This window comes from Actinoplanes subglobosus (assembly GCF_042650585.1).
Classification (GTDB): Bacteria; Actinomycetota; Actinomycetes; order Mycobacteriales; family Micromonosporaceae; genus Actinoplanes; species Actinoplanes subglobosus.
Genome location: NZ_JBHSBL010000003.1, coordinates 118,224 through 136,766, shown reverse-complemented (window position 1 = coordinate 136,766; position 18,543 = coordinate 118,224). Strand labels below are relative to the sequence as shown.

Here is an 18,543-nt window from a genome sequence, read left to right as displayed (position 1 = left end):
GTGAATGATCAGAGCGCGGCGAGTACGACGTCCAGCACCTTGACAGCGTCCTCTTTGTTCAAAGGGTTGTTTCCATTTCCGCACTTGGGTGACTGGACACACGAGGGGCAGCCGGCCTCACAGCCGCACGACGCGATCGCCTCCCGGGTGGCCCGTAGCCACTCCGCCGCCGCCCCGTAGGCCCGCTCGGCGAACCCGGCCCCGCCGGGGTGCCCGTCGTAGACGAAGACCGTCGGCGCCTCGGTGTCCGCATGGTTGGCCGTGGACAGCCCGCCGATGTCCCACCGGTCACAGGTGGCGATCAGCGGCAGCAGGCCGATCCCGGCGTGCTCGGCCGCGTGCAGGGCGCCGGGGAACTCGCCCGGCTCGATCCCGGCCCGGGTCAGCGCCTCCGGTGACACGGTGAACCAGACCGCGACCGTACGCAGCTCCCGCACCGGCAGGTCGAGCGGCCGGGTGTCGATGACCTCGCCGGTGCGGAGCCGCCGCCGCTGGTAGGAGACGACCTGGTTGGTCACGTCGACGTCACCGAGGAACAGCCCGACCGGCCCGGCGTCCACATACGACCGGACGTGCGCCACCGACAGGTTCGTCACGTCCCGCGCGTGGGTGGTCCAGTCCGGTTCCTCCTGGTGCACCAGCGCGATGGCGTCCTCCAGGTCCAGGTCGTCGACCACGAAGGTGACGCCTTGGTGCAGGTAGACCGCCCCGGGGTGCAGCATGGCGTGCGACGACCCGTGGTCGACGGTCCCGAGCAGCCGCCCGGTGGCCGCCTCGACCACCGACACCGGCGCTCCGCCGGTCCCGCGCAGGTCGACCTCGGGCCGCCCGCGATGGGTCCAGTACCACCCGGACGGGCGCCGCCGCAGCAGGCCCTCGGCGGTGAGCTGCCCGACGATCGCGTGCCCGCCGAACAGTTCCAGGTCGGCCTCGGTGAGCGGCGCCTCGGAGGCGGCACAGCACAGCTGCGGGCCGAGCACGTACGGATTACCCGGGTCCAGCACCGTCGCCTCGACCGGCCGCCCGAACACCGCCTCCGGATGGTGCACGAGGTAGGTGTCGAGCGGATCGTCCCGGGCCACGAGAACGGCGAGCGCCTCGTCGCCGGCCCGCCCGGCGCGCCCGGCCTGCTGCCAGAGCGACGCCCGGGTGCCCGGATAGCCGCAGATCAGCACCGCGTCGAGCCCGGTCAGGTCGACGCCGAGCTCCAGCGCGTTCGTCGACGCCAGCCCGAGCAGCTCACCGGAGAGCAGTGCCCGCTCGATGGCCCGCCGGTCCTCCCGCAGGTATCCGCCCCGGTAGGCGGCGACCCGGTCACCGAGCCCCGGCTCGACCTCGTTGAGCGACTGCCGGGTGGTCGACGCGATCACCTCGGCTCCGCGCCGGGACCGCACGAACGCGATCGTCCGTGTCCCGGCGATCACCGAGTCGGTGAGCAGGTCGGCGGTTTCGCGCAGGGCTGATCGGCGGATCGGCTGTCCGGGCTCCTCGTCCGGGTCGGCGGAAGGCGGAAGCAGAGGTGGCTCCCACAGCGCGAAGGTCACGGCCCCACGCGGTGATGAATCGGCTGTGACCTCGGTCACCGGAACCCCGGTCAGCCGGGACGCCGAACCGGCCGGATCGCCCGATGTCGCCGACGCCAGGACGAACGTGGGCGACGCCCCGTACCGCGCGGTGGCCCGCCGCAGCCGCCGCAGGACGTGCGCCACGTGCGAGCCGAAGACGCCCCGATACGTGTGGCACTCGTCGATCACCACGTGCCGCAGCCTGCGCAGGAAGACTCCCCACCGGCCGTGCCCGGGCAGGATGCTGTGGTGCAGCATGTCCGGGTTGGTGAGCACGAACCGCGAGTGCTGCCGGATCCACTCCCGCTCCTCGCGTGGGGTGTCGCCGTCATACGTCGCCGGCCGCACCCCGTCGAGTCCGAGGCGGGTCAGTGCGCGCAACTGGTCGGCGGCGAGCGCCTTGGTGGGTGACAGATAGAGCACAGTCGCTCTAGGGTCCGTGGCGAGCGCGTTCAGCGCCGGCAGCTGGTACGCCAGGGATTTGCCCGACGCCGTACCGGTGGCCAGCACGACGTGCGTGCCCTCCCAGGCGAGGGTGGCCGCGGCCGCCTGATGCTCCCACGGAACGCTGATCCCCTGAGCGACGAAGGCGTCGCGCACCGAGGGATCGGTCCAGCCGGGCCACGGTGCCGTGCGACCCTCACGGGCGGGCACCCGCTCGATGTGTGTGACCGGGGACACTGCCGTCCCGCCGCTGCGGGCCCGTAGCCGGTGAAGCAGCTCAGCAGGACCGAAAGCGGTTGAGGTCACGCATTGCACTGTGACACCGGTATGCCCCGAACCTCAAACGGGTAGGACGGTGGGTGCCACGCGTCGCCCCCTTCCCGTCGGTGGTTAGATTTCGCGGGGGAGAGATCAGGGAGGAGGACCGATGGAGCTGTCACTCACGACCCGGACCGTCGCCGGGCACACCGTGCTCGAGGTCGGCGGTGAGGTCGACGTTTACACCGCCCCCCGGCTGCGTGAGCGCCTCATCGAGCTGGTGGACGCGGGGGCGCGTGACGTGGTCGTCGATCTGGAGCGGGTCGACTTCCTCGACTCCACCGGGCTCGGCGTGCTGGTCGGGGCCCTCAAACGGCTCCGGACGGCGCACGGCACCTTCGGGCTGGTCTGCTCCAAGGAGCCGCTGCTCAAGATTTTCCGGATCACCGCGCTGGATCAGGTCTTCCCGATCTTCCCGACGGTCGATGCGGCGACGGAGCGCGACGGCAGCGGTCCCGCTTCGTGATGGCTACCGTTCGGCTCTCCTTCTCGCCGGCCCCGGTGCACGTGCGCACCGCCAGGCTCGTCGGCGTCGCTGTCGCGCGCCGTGCCGGGGTCGCGGAGGAGTTACTCGACGAGGTCCGGCTCGCCATCGGCGAGGCCTGCACCCGGGCGGTCACCCTGCACCGGCAGTACGGGTTGACCGATCTCGTCACCGTCGAGATGTCCGACTCGGACTCGTACACGGTTCGCGTCATCGACCACGCGCCGATCGAGGCGAGCGTCGGCCTGGCGAAACTGCCGCCCGACGAGCTGGCCGACGAGTCGCTGACCGACGACGCGCTCACCACCGGGGTCGGCTTCGCGCTGCTCGCCGGCTTCGTCGACGACCTCCAGGTGCGGCCGGTGGATGACGGCCCGGGCACCGAGGTCCGGATGATCTGGCCGGTCACCCGCCGCTGACGCGGCAACCCCAAAAGATCAACCATGCGGGGGTACGGCAGAACGCCGCGCCCACCATGGGCGATATTTCCGGAAATGACCCGCGATTTCGCGCGAGAATCCCGACACTGGCGTCTACCCGTGTACCCGAGATCGACTCCGGACTAACACAGTGGCGTTCATCGCCGCGACACGGCTGGTGCGACATGTGACGACCACCACGTAAGCCCTATACAGTACGCGAGTTGTCAGCTACTTACCGGCCTCGCGTCCGCAGGTCTGGTCGGTCGTTCCCCACTCCCCGGGGAATGCGCCCGGGAGGTTTCGTCCACCCCCCGGACGCCATCGGTGTACAGGAGGACATTGATGTCCGGGAACTCGATAGACCTCGCCGCCGAGGGTGGCGGTGTGTCCCTGAGCGGCTCAAACGTCACATTCGTCATCGTCGCGCTGGTGTTCGCCCTGGTGGCGCTCGGTTTCGCCGCCGCGTTCGTCCAATCCGTGCTGCGGACCGCCCGCGGCACACCGAAGATGCAGGAGATCGCCGGCGCGGTGCAGGAGGGCGCCTCGGCGTACCTGTTCCGCCAGTTCAAGACTCTCGGCATCTTCGTCGTCATCGCGGTCGTCCTGCTGTTCCTCCTACCGGTGCACGAGACCGACAACGAGACCTGGGTCAAGATCGGTCGCTCGCTGTTCTTCATCGTCGGCGCGGTGTTCAGCTCGTTCATCGGCGGTGCCGGCATGGCGCTGGCGACGCGGGCCAACCTGCGGGTCGCCGCGGCGGCCGGCGAGAAGGGCGGCCGGGAGACAGCGATGGGCATCGCCTTCCGCACCGGTGGTGTGGTCGGCTTCCTCACCGTCGGTCTCGGCCTCTTCGGCGGCGCGCTGGTCGTGCTGATCTTCCGTGGTGACGCGCCGACCGTCCTGGAGGGATTCGGCTTCGGTGCCGCGCTGCTGGCCATGTTCATGCGGGTCGGTGGCGGCATCTTCACCAAGGCCGCGGACGTCGGCGCCGACCTGGTCGGCAAGGTCGAGCAGGGCATCCCGGAGGACGACCCGCGCAACGCGGCGACCATCGCCGACAACGTGGGCGACAACGTCGGTGACTGTGCCGGCATGGCCGCCGACCTGTTCGAGTCCTACGCCGTGACCCTGGTCGCCGCCCTGATCCTGGGTTCGGCCGCGTTCGGTCAGGACGGCCTGATCTTCCCGCTGATCGTCTCCACGATCGGTGTGCTGATCGCGATCATCGGTGTCTTCATCACCAGGCTGCGGGCCAGTGACCGCAACGGTCTCACCGCGATCAACCGGGCGTTCTACATCTCGGCCGCGATCTCGGCGATCGCGGTGGCCGTGGTCAGCTTCGTCTACCTGCCGAACAGCTTCGCCGGGTTCGGTGACGCCGGCATCGCCGAGGACATCCTGAACAGCGGCCAGAACCCGCAGCTCGTCGCGGTCGGCGCGGTCGTCATCGGCATCGTGCTGGCCGCCGCCATCCAGGCGCTGACCGGCTACTTCACCGAGACCAACCGCCGCCCGGTGCAGGACATCGGCAAGTCGTCGCAGACCGGCGCGGCCACCGTCGTCCTGGCCGGCATCAGCGTCGGCCTGGAGTCGGCGGTGTACTCGGCGCTGCTGCTCGGCGCGGGCGTCTTCGGCGCCTTCCTGCTCGGCGGCTCGTCGCTCACCCTGTCGCTGTTCGCGGTCGCGCTGGCCGGCACCGGCCTGCTGACCACGGTCGGCGTCATCGTGGCGATGGACACGTTCGGCCCGATCTCGGACAACGCGCAGGGCATCGCCGAGATGTCCGGTGACGTCGACGAGCGCGGCGCGCAGATCCTCACCGAGCTGGACGCGGTCGGCAACACCACGAAGGCGATCACCAAGGGCATCGCGATCGCGACCGCGGTCCTGGCCGCCACGGCGCTGTTCGGGTCGTACACCAACAGCCTGGCCAGCGCGCTGACCGAGGCCGGCGTGACGAACGTCGGCGACGAGATCCTCCAGCAGCTGAACATCTCGAACCCGCGCAGCCTGGTCGGCCTGCTGGTCGGCGCGGCTGTGGTGTTCCTCTTCTCCGGCCTGGCGATCAACGCGGTGTCCCGTTCGGCGGGCGCCGTGGTGATGGAGGTCCGCCGGCAGTTTCGGGAGTTCCCCGGGATCATGGACGGCACCCAGCGCCCGGAGTACGGCCGGGTCGTCGACATCTGCACCCGGGACGCGCAGCGTGAGCTGCTCACCCCGGGCCTGCTGGCGATCATGGCGCCGATCGCGGTGGGCTTCGGTCTCGGCCCCGGCGCGCTCGCGGCCTACCTTGCCGGCGCGATCGGGGCCGGCACGCTGATGGCGGTCTTCCTGTCCAACTCCGGCGGCGCGTGGGACAACGCGAAGAAGCTGGTGGAGGACGGGTCGTTCGGCGGCAAGGGCTCCGAGGCGCACGAGGCGACGATCATCGGCGACACCGTCGGTGACCCGTTCAAGGACACCGCCGGCCCGGCGATCAACCCGCTGCTCAAGGTGATGAACCTGGTCTCGCTGCTGATCGCCCCGGCCGTCGTGACCTGGAGCTACGGCTCCGACGCGAACACACCGCTGCGTATCGGCGTGGCGATCCTCGCGGTGGCGGTGGTGACCGCCGCGGTGATCTGGAGCAAGCGCAAGCCGGTCGCGATCGGTGACGACAGCGCCTCGGCCTCGGCCGCCGGTGCCGCCGACACCGCTCGCGCGGCCCAGGACGCCCGCACCACCGAGGCGTCCCGGGTGAAGGACAACGTCTGAGGTAGACACACCAGGGCAAGGCACCCGGATTTCCGGGTGCCTTTCTCTTTGCTCCGATCGAGGCGTGTGGAGTGTCCTACCGGAGCCGTACCCTGCTTCCATGCGCGCGGTCCGACCGATCTCCCTTGCTCTGCTCCTGGTGCTCGCCGCACCGCTGGCGGCCTGTTCCAGCCAGCCCGGCGCGCACGCCTGGGCGGCGGTGGTCTGCACCACGCTGAGCCCGTGGCGCAGTGAGATCGACACCCTCACCAGCCGCACCCAGCAGACGATGACGACGAAGACGACACCCGGCCAGGCGAAGGAGAATCTCGCCCGGCTCTTCGACGGTGCCGCCACGGCCAGCGAGAAGGCACGGGAGGGCGTGGAGAAGGCCGGTGTCCCCGACGTGGCGAACGGGCAGGCCATCGCCGACGGCTTCCTGGCCTCGCTGGCCGGCATCCGGGACGCCTACGGCCACGCGCGCAGCGGTATCGAGGCGCTCGCCACCGCCCCGTCACAGAATTTCTACACCGAGGTCGGCAAGGTGGTCGCCCAGCTGACCACCGACTACGAGCGCAGCAGCCTCGACACGACGAGCCTGGAGTCGGTCGAGCTCAGACAGGCCTTCGACACCCTGCCCGAATGCCAGTGACGAGATGACCGAGACCGGCTGGCCGCTGATCCCGCGCGAGGTCCTTCCCCCACCGGTTCCGGTGGCGAAGAGGGCTGCCCAGCGCGGCGTTCCCGGTCCGCCGGCGGGACGCCAGCTGTCGATGTTCGGCGCCGAGACGACCGAGCCCTCACCGGCCGATCTCGCCGGCCTGCTGGCCGGTCCCGGCCACCTCGGCCGGATGGGCGGCACGGCCCGCGTCTCGGTCCGGGTGGATGCGGCCTGGCGGGTGCATGTCCTGGTCGGCGAGCTGGTCGCCCGAGGCCTCAAGGCGACGTGGGAGCCGATCGAGGAGGGGGTACGACCGGACGACCTCGCCGCCGCGGAAGAGGCGATCATCACGCCGGAACACCAGCCGGCGGAGGATCGACCGGGCGACACGGCCCCGGGTGACGAGCCGCCCGCCGGCGAGTCCGGCGATCCGGGGCCGGCCGACAGCGTGCCGGACGGTGACGAGCCCGACAGTGACGAGCCCGACCCGGCCCCGCCCCGGCCGGTCTTCGAGGTGCGTACGGCGTACTCCCGAAGGTTGAACGCCCTGGCGAACGCCTGGCCGGAGGCATCCGCGCAGCTCTTCCTCTCGGGCCCCCGGCTGCGGCTGTGGGTGGCCGCTGCCGGCAGCCCGCGGCCCGGCGGGTGGGTGCTCGGCCTCGACCCGGGCAAGGACCGTCACGCGGTGGAAGCCGCGCTGGTCCGGGCCGGTCTGGCGGGCCGGGTGTCGGAAGACGGACGGCGGTACCTCATCTCGGGTGCGCGGCGCCTGCGCCGGCTCGCTGAACTGGTCGGTGAGCGTCCCTCAGCAGCCCCGGAGGAGTTCTGGCCGGGCAACGTAGTCGCGTGATCTTCCGGGATTGTGTCCGACATAACAGTGTCTTCCCGGTGTACGGTGTCGCGGTCAGACGCATGCGGTGGCCGGACCGTTACCATCCGACTGCGGGGTTCCCCGGGAATGAGGGCTTGTCCGGCGCGTTACGTTGAACGTCTGTGCTCCGCCGGACGGAGCGGGGAGTGCTGAGGGCCAAATAAGGAGTGCCGTGCCGAGTGACACCAGGACGACCCGTCTGGTCATCGTCGAGTCCCCGTCGAAGGCCAAGACGATCGCCGGTTACCTGGGCCCCGACTATCTGGTCGAGGCCTCCGTCGGCCATATCCGCGATCTGCCGCGCAACGCCGACGAGGTGCCGGACGAGTTCAAGGGCCAGCCGTGGGCACGGCTCGGCGTCGACGTCGACAACGGCTTCCACGCCCTCTATGTGATCTCCGAGAGCCGCAAACAGCAGGTCGCCAAGCTGAAGCGGCTCGCCAAGGAGGTCGACGAGATCTTCCTCGCCACCGATGAGGACCGCGAGGGCGAGGCCATCGCCTGGCACCTGATCGAGACGATCAAGCCCAAGGTCCCGTTCAAGCGGATGGTCTTCCACGAGATCACCAAGCCGGCCATCCAGGCCGCGGTGGCCAACCCGCGTGACATCGACAGGTCCCTGGTGGACGCCCAGGAGGCGCGCCGCATCCTGGACCGGCTGTACGGCTACGAGGTCAGCCCGGTCCTGTGGAAGAAGGTGATGCGCGGTCTGTCCGCGGGCCGTGTGCAGTCGGTCGCCACCCGCATCGTCGTCGAGCGCGAGCGCCAGCGGATGGCGTTCCGCTCCGCGGAGTACTGGGACATCCTGGCCCACCTGGCCGTGCAGGGGCAGATCGAGGGTCCGCGCACGTTCAACGCGACGCTGATCGCGCTGAACGGGGACCGGATCGCCACCGGCAAGGACTTCGAGCCCACCACCGGGCAGCTCAAGGCCGGTTCCACGGCCGTGCAGCTGGACGGCGACGGCGCCCGCGGGCTGGCCGCCCGCCTGGAGGGCCGCCCGTTCCAGGTCACCCGGGTCGAGGAGAAGCCGTACCGTCGCCGGCCGTACGCGCCGTTCATCACCTCCACGCTCCAGCAGGAGGCGGCCCGCAAGATGCGCTACTCCTCGCAGCAGACGATGCGCACCGCGCAGAGCCTGTACGAGAAGGGCTACATCACCTACATGCGTACGGACTCGGTGAACCTCTCCGAGACCGCGGTGGCCGCCGCCCGCCGGCAGATCGCCGAGCTGTACGGGGCGAACAACGTGCCGCCGCAGCCGCGCAAGTACACGACCAAGGCCAAGGGCGCGCAGGAGGCGCACGAGGCGATCCGCCCGGCGGGGGACAACTTCCGGACCCCGGGCGAGGTGGCCAACGAGCTGAGCGGCGACGAGTTCCGGCTCTACGAGCTGATCTGGCGCCGCACCATCGCCTCGCAGATGACCGACGCGGTCGGTAACTCGATCAGCGTCCGGATCCGGGCGACCACGGTCGGCGGTGAGGAGGCCGACTTCGCCGCCTCCGGCAAGACGATCACCGACCCCGGCTTCCTGCGGGCCTACGTGGAGTCGTCCGACGACGAGAACGCGGAGTCCGACGACGCCGAGCGCCGCCTGCCGAACCTGGTGAAGGACCAGCCGCTGACCGCCGACCAGCTGAACGCGACCGGGCACCACACCACGCCGCCCGCGCGGTACACGGAGGCGTCGCTGGTGAAGGCGCTGGAGGAGCTCGGGATCGGCCGACCCTCCACCTACTCGTCGATCATGCAGACCATTCAGGACCGTGGCTACGTGGAGAAGCGTGGCCAGGCGATGATCCCGTCGTTCCTGGCGTTCGCGGTGATCGGCCTGCTCGAGGGGCACTACCCGCGGCTGGTGGACTACAACTTCACCGCCGCGATGGAGGGCCAGCTCGACGACATCGCGGCCGGTGACGGCACCCAGCTCGCCTTCCTGTCGTCCTTCTACTTCGGCAGCTCGGAGTCCGGGGCGGACGACGACATCGCCAAGGCCGGCGGCCTGAAGAAGATGGTCACCGAGAACCTCAGCGCGATCGACGCCCGCGAGGTCAACTCGATCCCGCTCTTCGTCGACCAGGAGAATCGCCGGGTCGTCGTCCGGGTCGGCAAGTTCGGGCCCTACCTGCAGCGCAAGGTGGTCGACGGCGGCGAGGACGCACCCGAGGACAAGGCGTCGCTCCCGGAGGGCGTGGCGCCCGACGAGCTGACCCCGGAGCGGGTCGAGGAGCTGTTCCTGGCCGGCAACGGCGACCGGGTCCTCGGTGACGACCCGGCCACCGGTGACGAGGTGACCGTCAAGTCGGGCCGCTTCGGGCCGTACGTGTCGGCCGGCGAGCGCAAGTCGTCGCTGTTCAAGAGCCAGTCGCCGCAGACGCTCACCCTGGAGCAGGCGCTCGACCTGTTGAAGCTGCCCCGGATCGTCGGCAAGGACGCCGAGGGCAACGAGATCGTGGCCCGCAACGGCAAGTTCGGGCCGTACATCTCCCGGGAGAAGGACTCGCGGTCGCTGGGCAGCGAGGACCAGTTGCTGACGATCACCCTGGAGGAGGCGCTGGCCCTGCTGGCGCAGCCGAAGACCCGCCAGGCCCGGACCGCGAAGCCGCCGCTGCGTGAGCTCGGACCCGACCCGGTCAGCGAGAAGCCGCTGGTGATCAAGGAGGGCCGGTTCGGGGCCTACGTCACCGACGGGGAGTACAACGCGACGCTGCGCCGCGATCAGACGCCGGAGGAGATCACTCTGGCCGAGGCGTCCCAGATGATCGCGGACAAGCGGGCGAAGGGCCCGGTGGCGAAGAAGACCGCCGCCAAGAAGGCGCCGGCCAAGAAGGCCACAGCGAAGGCGGCGACCGAGGACGGCGCGACCCCGGCCAAGAAGGCTCCGGCGAAGCGGGCGACCGCCGCGAAGAAGACGACGGCCGCCAAGACGACCGCGGCCAAGAAGGCAGCCCCCGCGAAGCGGGCCGCTCCGCGTAAGGCCGCGACCGCCGCCGAGTGAGTGCGAGCCGGCTCTCACCGCGTCCGAGACAGCGGTGAGAGCCGGCTTCGTTGCTTCTTTCAGGCGCCGAGGACTCTTCGCAGGTAGTCGTTGGTGAAGACCCGGTTCGGGTCCAGGCGGTCCCGCACGGCGATGAAGTCGTCGAAGCGGGGGTACGCCGCCCGCAGCGACTCGGCGTCCCGGTAGTGCAGTTTCCCCCAGTGCGGCCGGCCGCCCAGTGCCGAGCAGACCTCCTCGACAGCCCGGAAGTAGGGCTCGTAGGGCGCGCCGATGTACTGGTGCACGGCGATGTAGGCGGACTCCCGGCCGTACCCGTGCGACAGCCAGATGTCGTCCGGTCCGGTGAACCGCACCTCGACGGGGAACTGCACCTTGAACGGCAGTCGCTCGAAGATCCTGGCGAGCTCGTCGAGGACCTCGGGTAGGGCGGCGCGCGGTACCTCGTACTCCATCTCGGTGAATTTGACCTTGCGCGGTGAGCAGAAGACCTCGTCGGACCGGCCGGTGTAGGTGCGGGCGCTGAGCGCGCGGGCGGAGATCGCGTTGAACGCCGGAACCGTCGCCGGGAACCGCCGTCCCACCGCGCAGACGCCCTGCCAGACGGTGTTGGAGAGGAATTCGTCGTCGAGCCAGCCGCGGAAACGGCCCAGGGGTTGATCGTTCCCGGTCACCTTGCGGTTGCGTTTGAGCTGCGCCCGATCGGTGTACGGGTACCAGAAGAACTCGACGTGGTCGTTCTCCGGGATCCAGTCGTCGAGCCCGGCCAGCACGTCGGTCAGCAGCATCGGCCGCTCGTCGGCGAGCAGGGTGAACGAGGGGACGCAGCGCAGTGTCACCTCGACGATCACGCCGAGGGCGCCGAGCCCGAGCCGGACCGCCGGGAACTCGGGGGAGTCGGCCGTGTACCGCTCGACGGCGCCGGTGGCGGTCACCATGGTCAGCGCCTCGACGCAGGAGGCCAGTGTGGAGTGTGCGATGCCGGTGCCGTGCGTGCCGGTGGAGATGGCGCCGGCGACGGTCTGCGCGTCGATGTCGCCGAGATTGGGCATGGCCAGTCCGTGCTCGGCGAGGATCGCGTTCAGTGTGGACAGGGTCATCCCGGCCTGGACGGTGACGAGCGGCCCGTCGACGGAGAGGAGCCCGGCCATCCGGTGCACGAACATCCGCTGGTCGTCGGCGACCGCGATGGCGGTGAACGAGTGCCCGCTCCCGACGACCTTGATCCGCCCGCCGCTCTCCGCGGCCTGCTTCACCTGGGAGGCGACCTCGTCGATGCCGCCGGGAGTCAGGACGTCGGCGACCGACTCCTGATTGCGCCCCCAGTTGGTCCACCGGCGCGAGTTAACGGGTGTAGTCATTCCGGCCTTTGTCCTCCGTCCGAGCGGACACCGTCACCCGGCGTCCCGTCGATGCGCCTCGCTCGTTGATCCGAGTAACGTTCTTCTTAATACTGCTGAGAGGGAGTGGCGACGCGTGTCGACACCAACCGTCAGCACCGGACCGCTGAGGCGGGTTCCGGTGCAGGGCAGAAGCGTTGCCCGGGTGCAGCGCATGCTCGACGCATGCGCTGAGCTGGTGGACGAGGTCGGTTATGAGGGCTTGACCACGACGCTGCTCGCCGAGCGCGCCGAGGTCGCCATCGGCTCGGTCTACCAGTTCTTCCCGGACAAGCGGGCCATCGTCCAGGCGCTTGCGCTTCGCAACATGGACGCCTATTTGCAGAGTCTGTCCGACCGTTTCGCCACCGAGACCTTCACCCATTGGTGGGATGCGGTCGACGGGGCGATCGACGCGTACATTCACATGCACCGCAGCGTCCCGGGTTTCCGGACCCTGCACTTCGGCGACGTCGTCGATCTGCACCTGCTCGACTCCGACCGCGACAACAACGCGGTCATCGCCGAGCGCCTGGCCGAGCTGCTGATCGAGCAGTTCAAGCTGGCCGACCGGGGCAGGCTGAGGTTCGCGCTGCAGATCTCGGTCGAGGCCGCCGACGCGCTGATCAAGCTGGCGTTCCGGCGCGACACCGGTGGTGACGAGTCGGTGCTGACCGAGGCGAAGGCTCTCATAAGGGAATACCTTCACCGGCACGTGTCGGCCTGACGCCCGGTCACCCGAGGAAGGCACGGCCTTCTCCACGGTACGTGAGGGCCGGCGCGCTCGTCTCGCCGTCGACCAGCTGCAGCTCGTTGACGTGCTCGCACAGCTCGCCGGCCTTGGCATGCCGGAACCAGACGCGGTCGCCGGGGCGCAGCTGCTCGGCGGCCGCGCCGAGCAGCGGCGTCTGCACCTCGCCGGCGCCCTCGTCGCCCTTGAACCGCAGGCCCTCGGGCAGCCACGGAACGGGTAGCCGGGACGCCTCGGGCGTGCCGGAGGCGATCCAGCCGCCACCCAGCACCGTGGCGATCCGCGGGGCCGGGCGGCGCACCACCGACAGCGCGAAATAGGCCGCCGGGGTGGGCCGCCAGCTGCGGTAGGAGTCGAAGAGGGTAGGGCCGTAGAGCCCGGATCCCGCCGCTACCTCCGTCACCGTGGGATCGGCGCTGGTAGCGGAGACACTGCCGGTGCCGCCACCGTTGACGAACTCCAGATCCGCGTGCTCGCGGACCGCGCGGACCGCCGCGGCACGGCGTTCCCGCAGCTCGGGGAAGGCCCGGCTCTGCATCAGGCGGATGGCCCGGGCCCGCAGCGCCTGCCCGGGCGGGTCGTCGCCGACGCCGGCGATGTGCGCCTCGTAACACATCACCCCGACCAGCTGGAATCCCTCACGCTCGGCGATCTTGCGGGCCAGGCCGCCCGCTTGCGCGGCCGAATGGATCGGCGAGCGGCGCACGCCGATGTGCAACGGCCCGGCGGGGCGCCAGGAAGCATCAAGATCAATACACAGGCGTACGGCCGGACGCGCGCCCGGAGCGGCGACCTGATCCACCACGTCGAGGTGCGACGGATGGTCCACCATCAGAGTGACAGCGGCGGCCAGCTCGGGATGCGTGGTCAGCTCGCGCAGACCGGCCCGGTCGACAGTGGGATACGCCACCAGCACGTCGTCGGTCACACCGGAGCGCACCAGCCAGATCGCCTCGGGCAGGGTGTAGGCCATCACCCCGTGCCAGCCGGGACGGCTCAGCACCCGCTCCAGAAGCGTCCGGCAGCGCACCGACTTGCTCGCCACACGTATCGGTTTGCCGCCGGCGCGCGCGGTCAGGCGCTCCGCGTTGTCGTCGAAGGCCGCCAGGTCCACCACCGCGACCGGGGTCTCCAGATGGTCGGTGGCCTTGTCGAGCCGCTGGCGCAGGGCGATGCGGTCAGTGAGCACGCCAGAACGGTATCCCGTGAGCTGGGTAACACGAAAGACATTCATCTCTGGTCCACCCGATCGTGCTTGCCCCCAACCCGTGGGGGTGTGCGGTTACAGTGCTCCGAGCACTGACCACGGGAGGTAGGGCCATCAACACGGACACGCAGCAGGACCCGGGGCCCGTCGACCTCAGCGGTGTGGCGGCCCTGCGCTCGGTCCTGCGCCGCCGCGGCTTCCGCCGGCTCTGGCTGGTGCTGGCGGCCGCCTCCTTCGGCGACTGGGTCGGCCTGCTCGCCACCGCCCTGTTCGCGTCCGCCCAGTTCGAGAACTCAGCGGCCCAGGGTGCCGCGTTCGGTGGCACGATCGCCGTACGTCTGATCCCCGCTCTCCTGCTCGGCCCGATCGCCGGCGTCCTCGCCGACCGGTTCGACCGCCGCTACACCATGGTGACCGTCGACCTGCTGCGATTCGTGATCTACGGCTCGATCCCGCTCGCCCCGGTCTTCGGCGCGTCACCGACCCAGACCGTCGCCTGGGCCGCCATCGCGACCTTCATCGGCGAGTCGATCACGCTGATCTGGATCCCGGCCAAGGAGGCCGCGGTTCCCAACCTCATTCCGAAGTCGCAGATCGAGATCTCCAACCAGCTGACCCTGATCACGACCTACGGGATCACGCCGATCCTGGCCGCGCTGTCCCTGGCCGCGCTCACCGCCGGCCTCCAGCAGTCCGGCGCCTCCCTGCCGGACTGGGCGCAGCCGATCCAGCTGGCGCTCTACATCAACGCGCTGGCCCGCCTGGCCACCGCGCTGGTCGTCTTCTTCGGCATCAAGGAGATCGGCGGCAAGAGCCCGGAGCGCGAGAAGGCCGCCGAGCAGTCCATGACCCGCCAGTTCCTTGAGGGCTGGAAATACATCGGTACCACCCCGCTGGTCCGCGGCCTGGTGCTCGGCATCTTCGGCGCGTTCGGCGCGGGCGGCGTGGTGATCGGGGCGGCCGAGAAGTTCGCGAAGTCACTGGGCGCCGGGCAGCCCGCCTTCTATCTGCTCTTCGGCAGCATCTTCACCGGCCTGGCGATCGGCATCGGCCTGGGCCCGATGATCGTCAAGGAACTGTCCCGTAAACGCTGGTTCGGCATGAGCATCGTGCTGGCCAGCGGTTCGGTGATGTTCCTCGGCCTCTCCTTCCACCTCTCCATGGCGCTGGCCGGTGCACTGATGGTGGGTGCCGGCGCCGGCATGGCCTTCCTGGCCGGTACGACCCTGCTCTACGGCGAGATCGACGACGCGCTGCGTGGCCGTACCTTCGCCGTGGTGCAGATCGGCGTCCGCACCGTCCTGCTGCTGGCCATCACCCTGGCCGGCATCCTGGTCGGTCTCGGCAGCTCGCGCCGGATCGAGTTCGGCTCGCTGCACATCGACATCTCCTCCACCCGCATCGTCCTGCTGGTGGCCGGCGCCGTGGGCATCTGGGTCGGCATCGGCGCGTTCCGGCAGATGGACGACAAACGGGGCGTGCCGGTGCTCGCCGACCTGATCGGCTCGCTGCGCGGCCGCCCGCTGTCACCGCCCGAGGAGTTCGTCCGCTCCGGTGTCTTCGTGGTCTTCGAGGGCGGCGAGGGCGCGGGCAAGTCGACTCAGGTCACCCGGCTGGCCGAGGCGCTCAAGGCGGACGGGCACGACGTCGTGGTCACCCGTGAGCCGGGCGCGACCGACATCGGGTCCCGGATCCGTGGCCTGGTCCTCGACCGGGACAAGACCGAGGCGCCGTCGCCGCGGGCCGAGGCGCTGCTCTACGCCGCCGACCGGGCGCACCACGTCGCCACGGTGGTGCGGCCCGCCCTGGCCAGGGGTGCCGTCGTGATCAGCGATCGGTACGTGGACTCCTCGCTGGCCTATCAGGGCGCCGGGCGTACCCTGCCGGTCCAGGAGGTCTCCTGGCTGTCCGCGTGGGCGACCGGAGGCCTCAAGCCCGACCTGGTCGTCCTGCTCGATGTCGACCCCGGCGTCGGCCTGACCCGGGTGGACGCCCGGGGCGAGGGCGCCGACCGGCTGGAGAGCGAGTCACGGGCCTTCCACGAGCGGGTCCGGTACGCCTTCCTCGACCTGGCCGCCTCCGACCCCAAGCGCTACCTGGTGCTCGACGCCTCCCGCCCGGTCGACGAGATCGCCGGGGCGGTCACCGAGCGGCTGTCATCGGTGCTGGAAACCGCCTAGTTTCACCGCCGCCGCCATCGCCGCCATCCCGGCGTCGTTGGGGTGCAGATGGTCGCCGCTGTCGTAGGCGGCGGCCAGGCGCTGCGGATCGGTGGTGTCCCGGACCACGGCGTCGAAATCGATCACCTCGTCGTACTCGCCCGACGTCCGGATCCAGCGGTTCAGGGCGGACCGCTTGCGCTCGTTCTCCGGTGTGTAGAAGCCGAGTGTGTCGTCCTTGAAGGGCAGGATGGTCGCGCCGTGCGTGCGCAGCCCGGCGACCCGGGCGCGGGCGATCAGCTGCCGGTGCCCGCCGATCAGGTCGGCGGCCGTGACCACCTCGCCCGGCGGGGCGACAGTCCCCGGATGACCGAGATCGTTCACCCCGAGCAGGACCACCAGATGCGTGGCGCCGGGCTGGGCCACCACGTCCCGATCGAAGCGGCGCAGGGCGCTCTCCCCGAACCACGCCGCGAACGCCTCGGCCGGGTCGCCGGCCGGCGGGTTCGGGTCGTGCAACAGCCGGTTGCCGGAGATACCCACGTTCGCAACGCCCAGGCCGATGCGGGCCTTGCGGAACCGGGCCGCCAGCAGGTCCGGCCAGCGGTGGTTGGCGTTCGTCACGGTGTTCGCTCCGTTGGTGATCGAGTCGCCGAGCGTGACGACCGCTCCCGAGCCGCCGCCTCCGTGCACGCTGACCCCGGCCAGGAACACGTACTGCGGGATCGTGCTCGTCGGTGTGACCCGGGTGGCCGCGGTGACGTTACCGGTGGCGATCACGTTCTCCTGGAAGGCGAAGGCGGCCACCGTCGTGACCGGTGTGCGATCCGGCAGGTAGAGGCTGATCACGAGGTCGGCGCCGGGCGGCACGGTCAGGGCGACCGGGTCGCTGACCAGCGGAGCCCCGGCCGGTACGGTGGCCGACCGCTGCCCGCCGAAGGTGACCCGCCGGTCGGTGCCGGGCCGGGCGTCGGTGCTCGCGCCATCGCCGGCCCGGATCGCCACGTGCACCTCGCCGACGTGCAGCGGCGTGGTGCCGAACTCGTTGGTCAGGCGGATCCGCAGCCGGTTTCCGCCGACGCTGGTGTGCACCACCTGCCGTACCGTCTGGCCGGTCAGCTCCTGTGGTGTGCCGGGCGGGATCGTGGTCGGCGCCGCCGCCCACGTCGCGATCCAGCCGTCGTCGCGGCCACCGGCGTGGGCCGGTGCGGGAAGGGCGGCCGCGGTGAGGGCGGCGCCGGATGCCAGGGCCAGGATCTCACGTCGAGTCGACATGTTCACTCCGAAACTTTCGGAAACCGGGCAGTCGAGTGCCCGTAACGTAAATCGGCCCTGTTCCGCAGTCAACCATTGACCGACGTCGGTCTCTGTGCCTAGCGTTGCGCCCTGACACCGAAACATCTCCGAAACTTTCGGGAGGGTTGGATGGCTACCCGACGTAACGTCCTTGCCGTTGTGGCGCTGGCTCTGGCCACCGCCGTCAGCAGTGCCGCACCCGCCGTCGCCGGCGGCGACCCCGACTCGCTGCGCGCGGCCGCCCGCGGCAGCGGAGTGCGGATCGGAACCGCCGTCGACATGTCGGCGCTCTCCTCCGACGCCGCCTACCGGGCGATCGTGGCGTCCGACTTCGACTCGGTGACCGCCGAGAACGTGATGAAGTGGGAAGCCATCGAGCCCGAGCGGGGTCGCTACGACTGGGCCGCCGCCGACCGGCTCGTCGAGTTCGCCCGCGCCAACGGGCAGGTCGTGCGAGGACACACCCTGGTCTGGCACAACCAGAACCCGTCCTGGCTCACCGAGTCCGCCTTCACCCCGGCCGAGCTACGGCAGATCCTGCGCGACCACATCAAGACCCAGGTCCGCCACTTCAAGGGCAAGGTCTACCAGTGGGACGTCGTCAACGAGGTCTTCAACGAAGACGGCACGCTGCGTGACACCATCTGGCTGCGGGCGCTCGGACCCGGCTACATCGCCGACGCGTTCCGGTGGGCGCACGAGGCCGACCCCAAGGCCAAGCTCTACCTGAACGACTACAACAACGAGGGCGTCAACGCCAAGAGCGACGCCTACTACGCTCTCACCAAGCAGTTGCGGTCACAGGGCGTGCCGATCCACGGGTACGGAATGCAGGGGCACCTCGGCGTGCAGTACGGCTTCCCCGGCACCGTCTTCGACAACGTGCGGCGGTTCGACGCCCTCGGTGTGCAGACCGCCTTCACCGAGGTCGACGTCCGCATGATCCTCCCGGTCGACGCGACCAAAGAGCAGGCCCAGGCGTACGGGTTCGGCACCCTCCTGCAAGCCTGTCTGCTCGCCCGGCACTGCGTTTCCTACACCGTCTGGGGCTTCACCGACCGGTACTCGTGGGTGCCCGGAGTGTTCGACGGGCAGGGTTCGGCCACCCCGTACACCGAAGACCTCCAGCGGAAACCCGCCTACCAGGCGCTGCGCAACACCTTCCTGCTGGGCCGCTGACCCGGCGGGCTAGGCCCTCCGCTCCTCCCCGGCGGAGGGCCTAGCCCCTCCAGAGCGTGACCATCATCGCCTCCAG

General features: G+C 70.2%; 13 protein-coding genes. 9 read left to right on the top strand and 4 right to left on the bottom strand.

Annotated elements, in window-relative coordinates; genetic code table 11:
* Positions 1–8: 8 nt before the first annotated feature.
* Positions 9–2,324 carry a DEAD/DEAH box helicase gene (locus tag ACFO0C_RS02665; protein ID WP_378064853.1) on the bottom strand — a complete coding sequence of 772 codons (2,316 nt, stop codon included), beginning with the start codon at positions 2,322–2,324 and terminating at the stop codon, positions 9–11.
* Between the two features lie 112 nt (positions 2,325–2,436).
* Between ACFO0C_RS02665 and ACFO0C_RS02660 the strand changes: the two genes are divergently transcribed.
* The 6 genes from ACFO0C_RS02660 (at position 2,437) to topA (ending at position 10,499) form a co-directional block, all read left to right on the top strand.
* Positions 2,437–2,793, top strand: coding sequence for an STAS domain-containing protein (locus tag ACFO0C_RS02660; protein ID WP_378064852.1), 357 nt, complete (start codon positions 2,437–2,439; stop codon positions 2,791–2,793).
* The gene (locus ACFO0C_RS02655; protein WP_127545046.1) at positions 2,790–3,230 is read left to right on the top strand and encodes an ATP-binding protein; all 441 of its coding nucleotides are present in this window, start codon (positions 2,790–2,792) and stop codon (positions 3,228–3,230) included. The genes ACFO0C_RS02660 and ACFO0C_RS02655 overlap by 4 nt, the downstream gene beginning before the upstream one ends.
* A gap of 345 nt (positions 3,231–3,575) precedes the next feature.
* Complete coding sequence (locus ACFO0C_RS02650) at positions 3,576–5,987, top strand: sodium-translocating pyrophosphatase (RefSeq protein WP_378064851.1); 2,412 nt, start codon at positions 3,576–3,578, stop codon at positions 5,985–5,987.
* Between the two features lie 100 nt (positions 5,988–6,087).
* Positions 6,088–6,618, top strand: a complete 531-nt coding sequence (locus ACFO0C_RS02645) for a hypothetical protein (RefSeq protein WP_378064850.1) — start codon at positions 6,088–6,090, stop codon at positions 6,616–6,618.
* Positions 6,619–6,622: 4 nt separating this feature from the next.
* Complete coding sequence (locus ACFO0C_RS02640) at positions 6,623–7,477, top strand: hypothetical protein (protein ID WP_449190668.1); 855 nt, start codon at positions 6,623–6,625, stop codon at positions 7,475–7,477.
* 193 nt (positions 7,478–7,670) lie between these two features.
* The gene (topA, locus tag ACFO0C_RS02635) at positions 7,671–10,499 is read left to right on the top strand and encodes a type I DNA topoisomerase (protein ID WP_378064849.1); all 2,829 of its coding nucleotides are present in this window, start codon (positions 7,671–7,673) and stop codon (positions 10,497–10,499) included.
* A 59-nt stretch (positions 10,500–10,558) separates the two neighbouring features.
* On the opposite strand, the gene ACFO0C_RS02630 is transcribed toward topA, so the two are convergent.
* Complete coding sequence (locus tag ACFO0C_RS02630; protein ID WP_378064848.1) at positions 10,559–11,857, bottom strand: D-arabinono-1,4-lactone oxidase; 1,299 nt, start codon at positions 11,855–11,857, stop codon at positions 10,559–10,561.
* A 115-nt stretch (positions 11,858–11,972) separates the two neighbouring features.
* On the opposite strand from ACFO0C_RS02630, the gene ACFO0C_RS02625 reads away from it, so the two are divergent.
* Positions 11,973–12,602, top strand: coding sequence for a TetR family transcriptional regulator (locus ACFO0C_RS02625; RefSeq protein WP_378064847.1), 630 nt, complete (start codon positions 11,973–11,975; stop codon positions 12,600–12,602).
* A 7-nt stretch (positions 12,603–12,609) separates the two neighbouring features.
* Here the strand turns inward: ACFO0C_RS02625 and ACFO0C_RS02620 are convergent, their stop codons facing one another.
* A complete protein-coding gene (locus ACFO0C_RS02620; RefSeq protein WP_378064846.1) occupies positions 12,610–13,860 on the bottom strand; it encodes an amino acid deaminase/aldolase in 1,251 nt (416 codons plus the stop codon).
* A 134-nt stretch (positions 13,861–13,994) separates the two neighbouring features.
* Here ACFO0C_RS02620 and tmk point away from each other — a divergent pair, with 134 nt between their 5' ends.
* Positions 13,995–16,013: a dTMP kinase gene (gene tmk, locus ACFO0C_RS02615; protein WP_378064974.1), complete on the top strand. Its 2,019-nt coding sequence runs from the start codon at positions 13,995–13,997 to the stop codon at positions 16,011–16,013.
* Here tmk and ACFO0C_RS02610 read toward each other — a convergent pair.
* Entirely contained in the window at positions 15,990–17,267 is a 1,278-nt protein-coding gene (locus ACFO0C_RS02610; protein ID WP_378064845.1) for an SGNH/GDSL hydrolase family protein, read from the bottom strand. The genes tmk and ACFO0C_RS02610 overlap by 24 nt on opposite strands.
* A 150-nt stretch (positions 17,268–17,417) precedes the next feature.
* On the opposite strand from ACFO0C_RS02610, the gene ACFO0C_RS02605 reads away from it, so the two are divergent.
* The gene (locus tag ACFO0C_RS02605; RefSeq protein ID WP_378064844.1) at positions 17,418–18,467 is read left to right on the top strand and encodes an endo-1,4-beta-xylanase; all 1,050 of its coding nucleotides are present in this window, start codon (positions 17,418–17,420) and stop codon (positions 18,465–18,467) included.
* Positions 18,468–18,543: the final 76 nt, after the last annotated feature.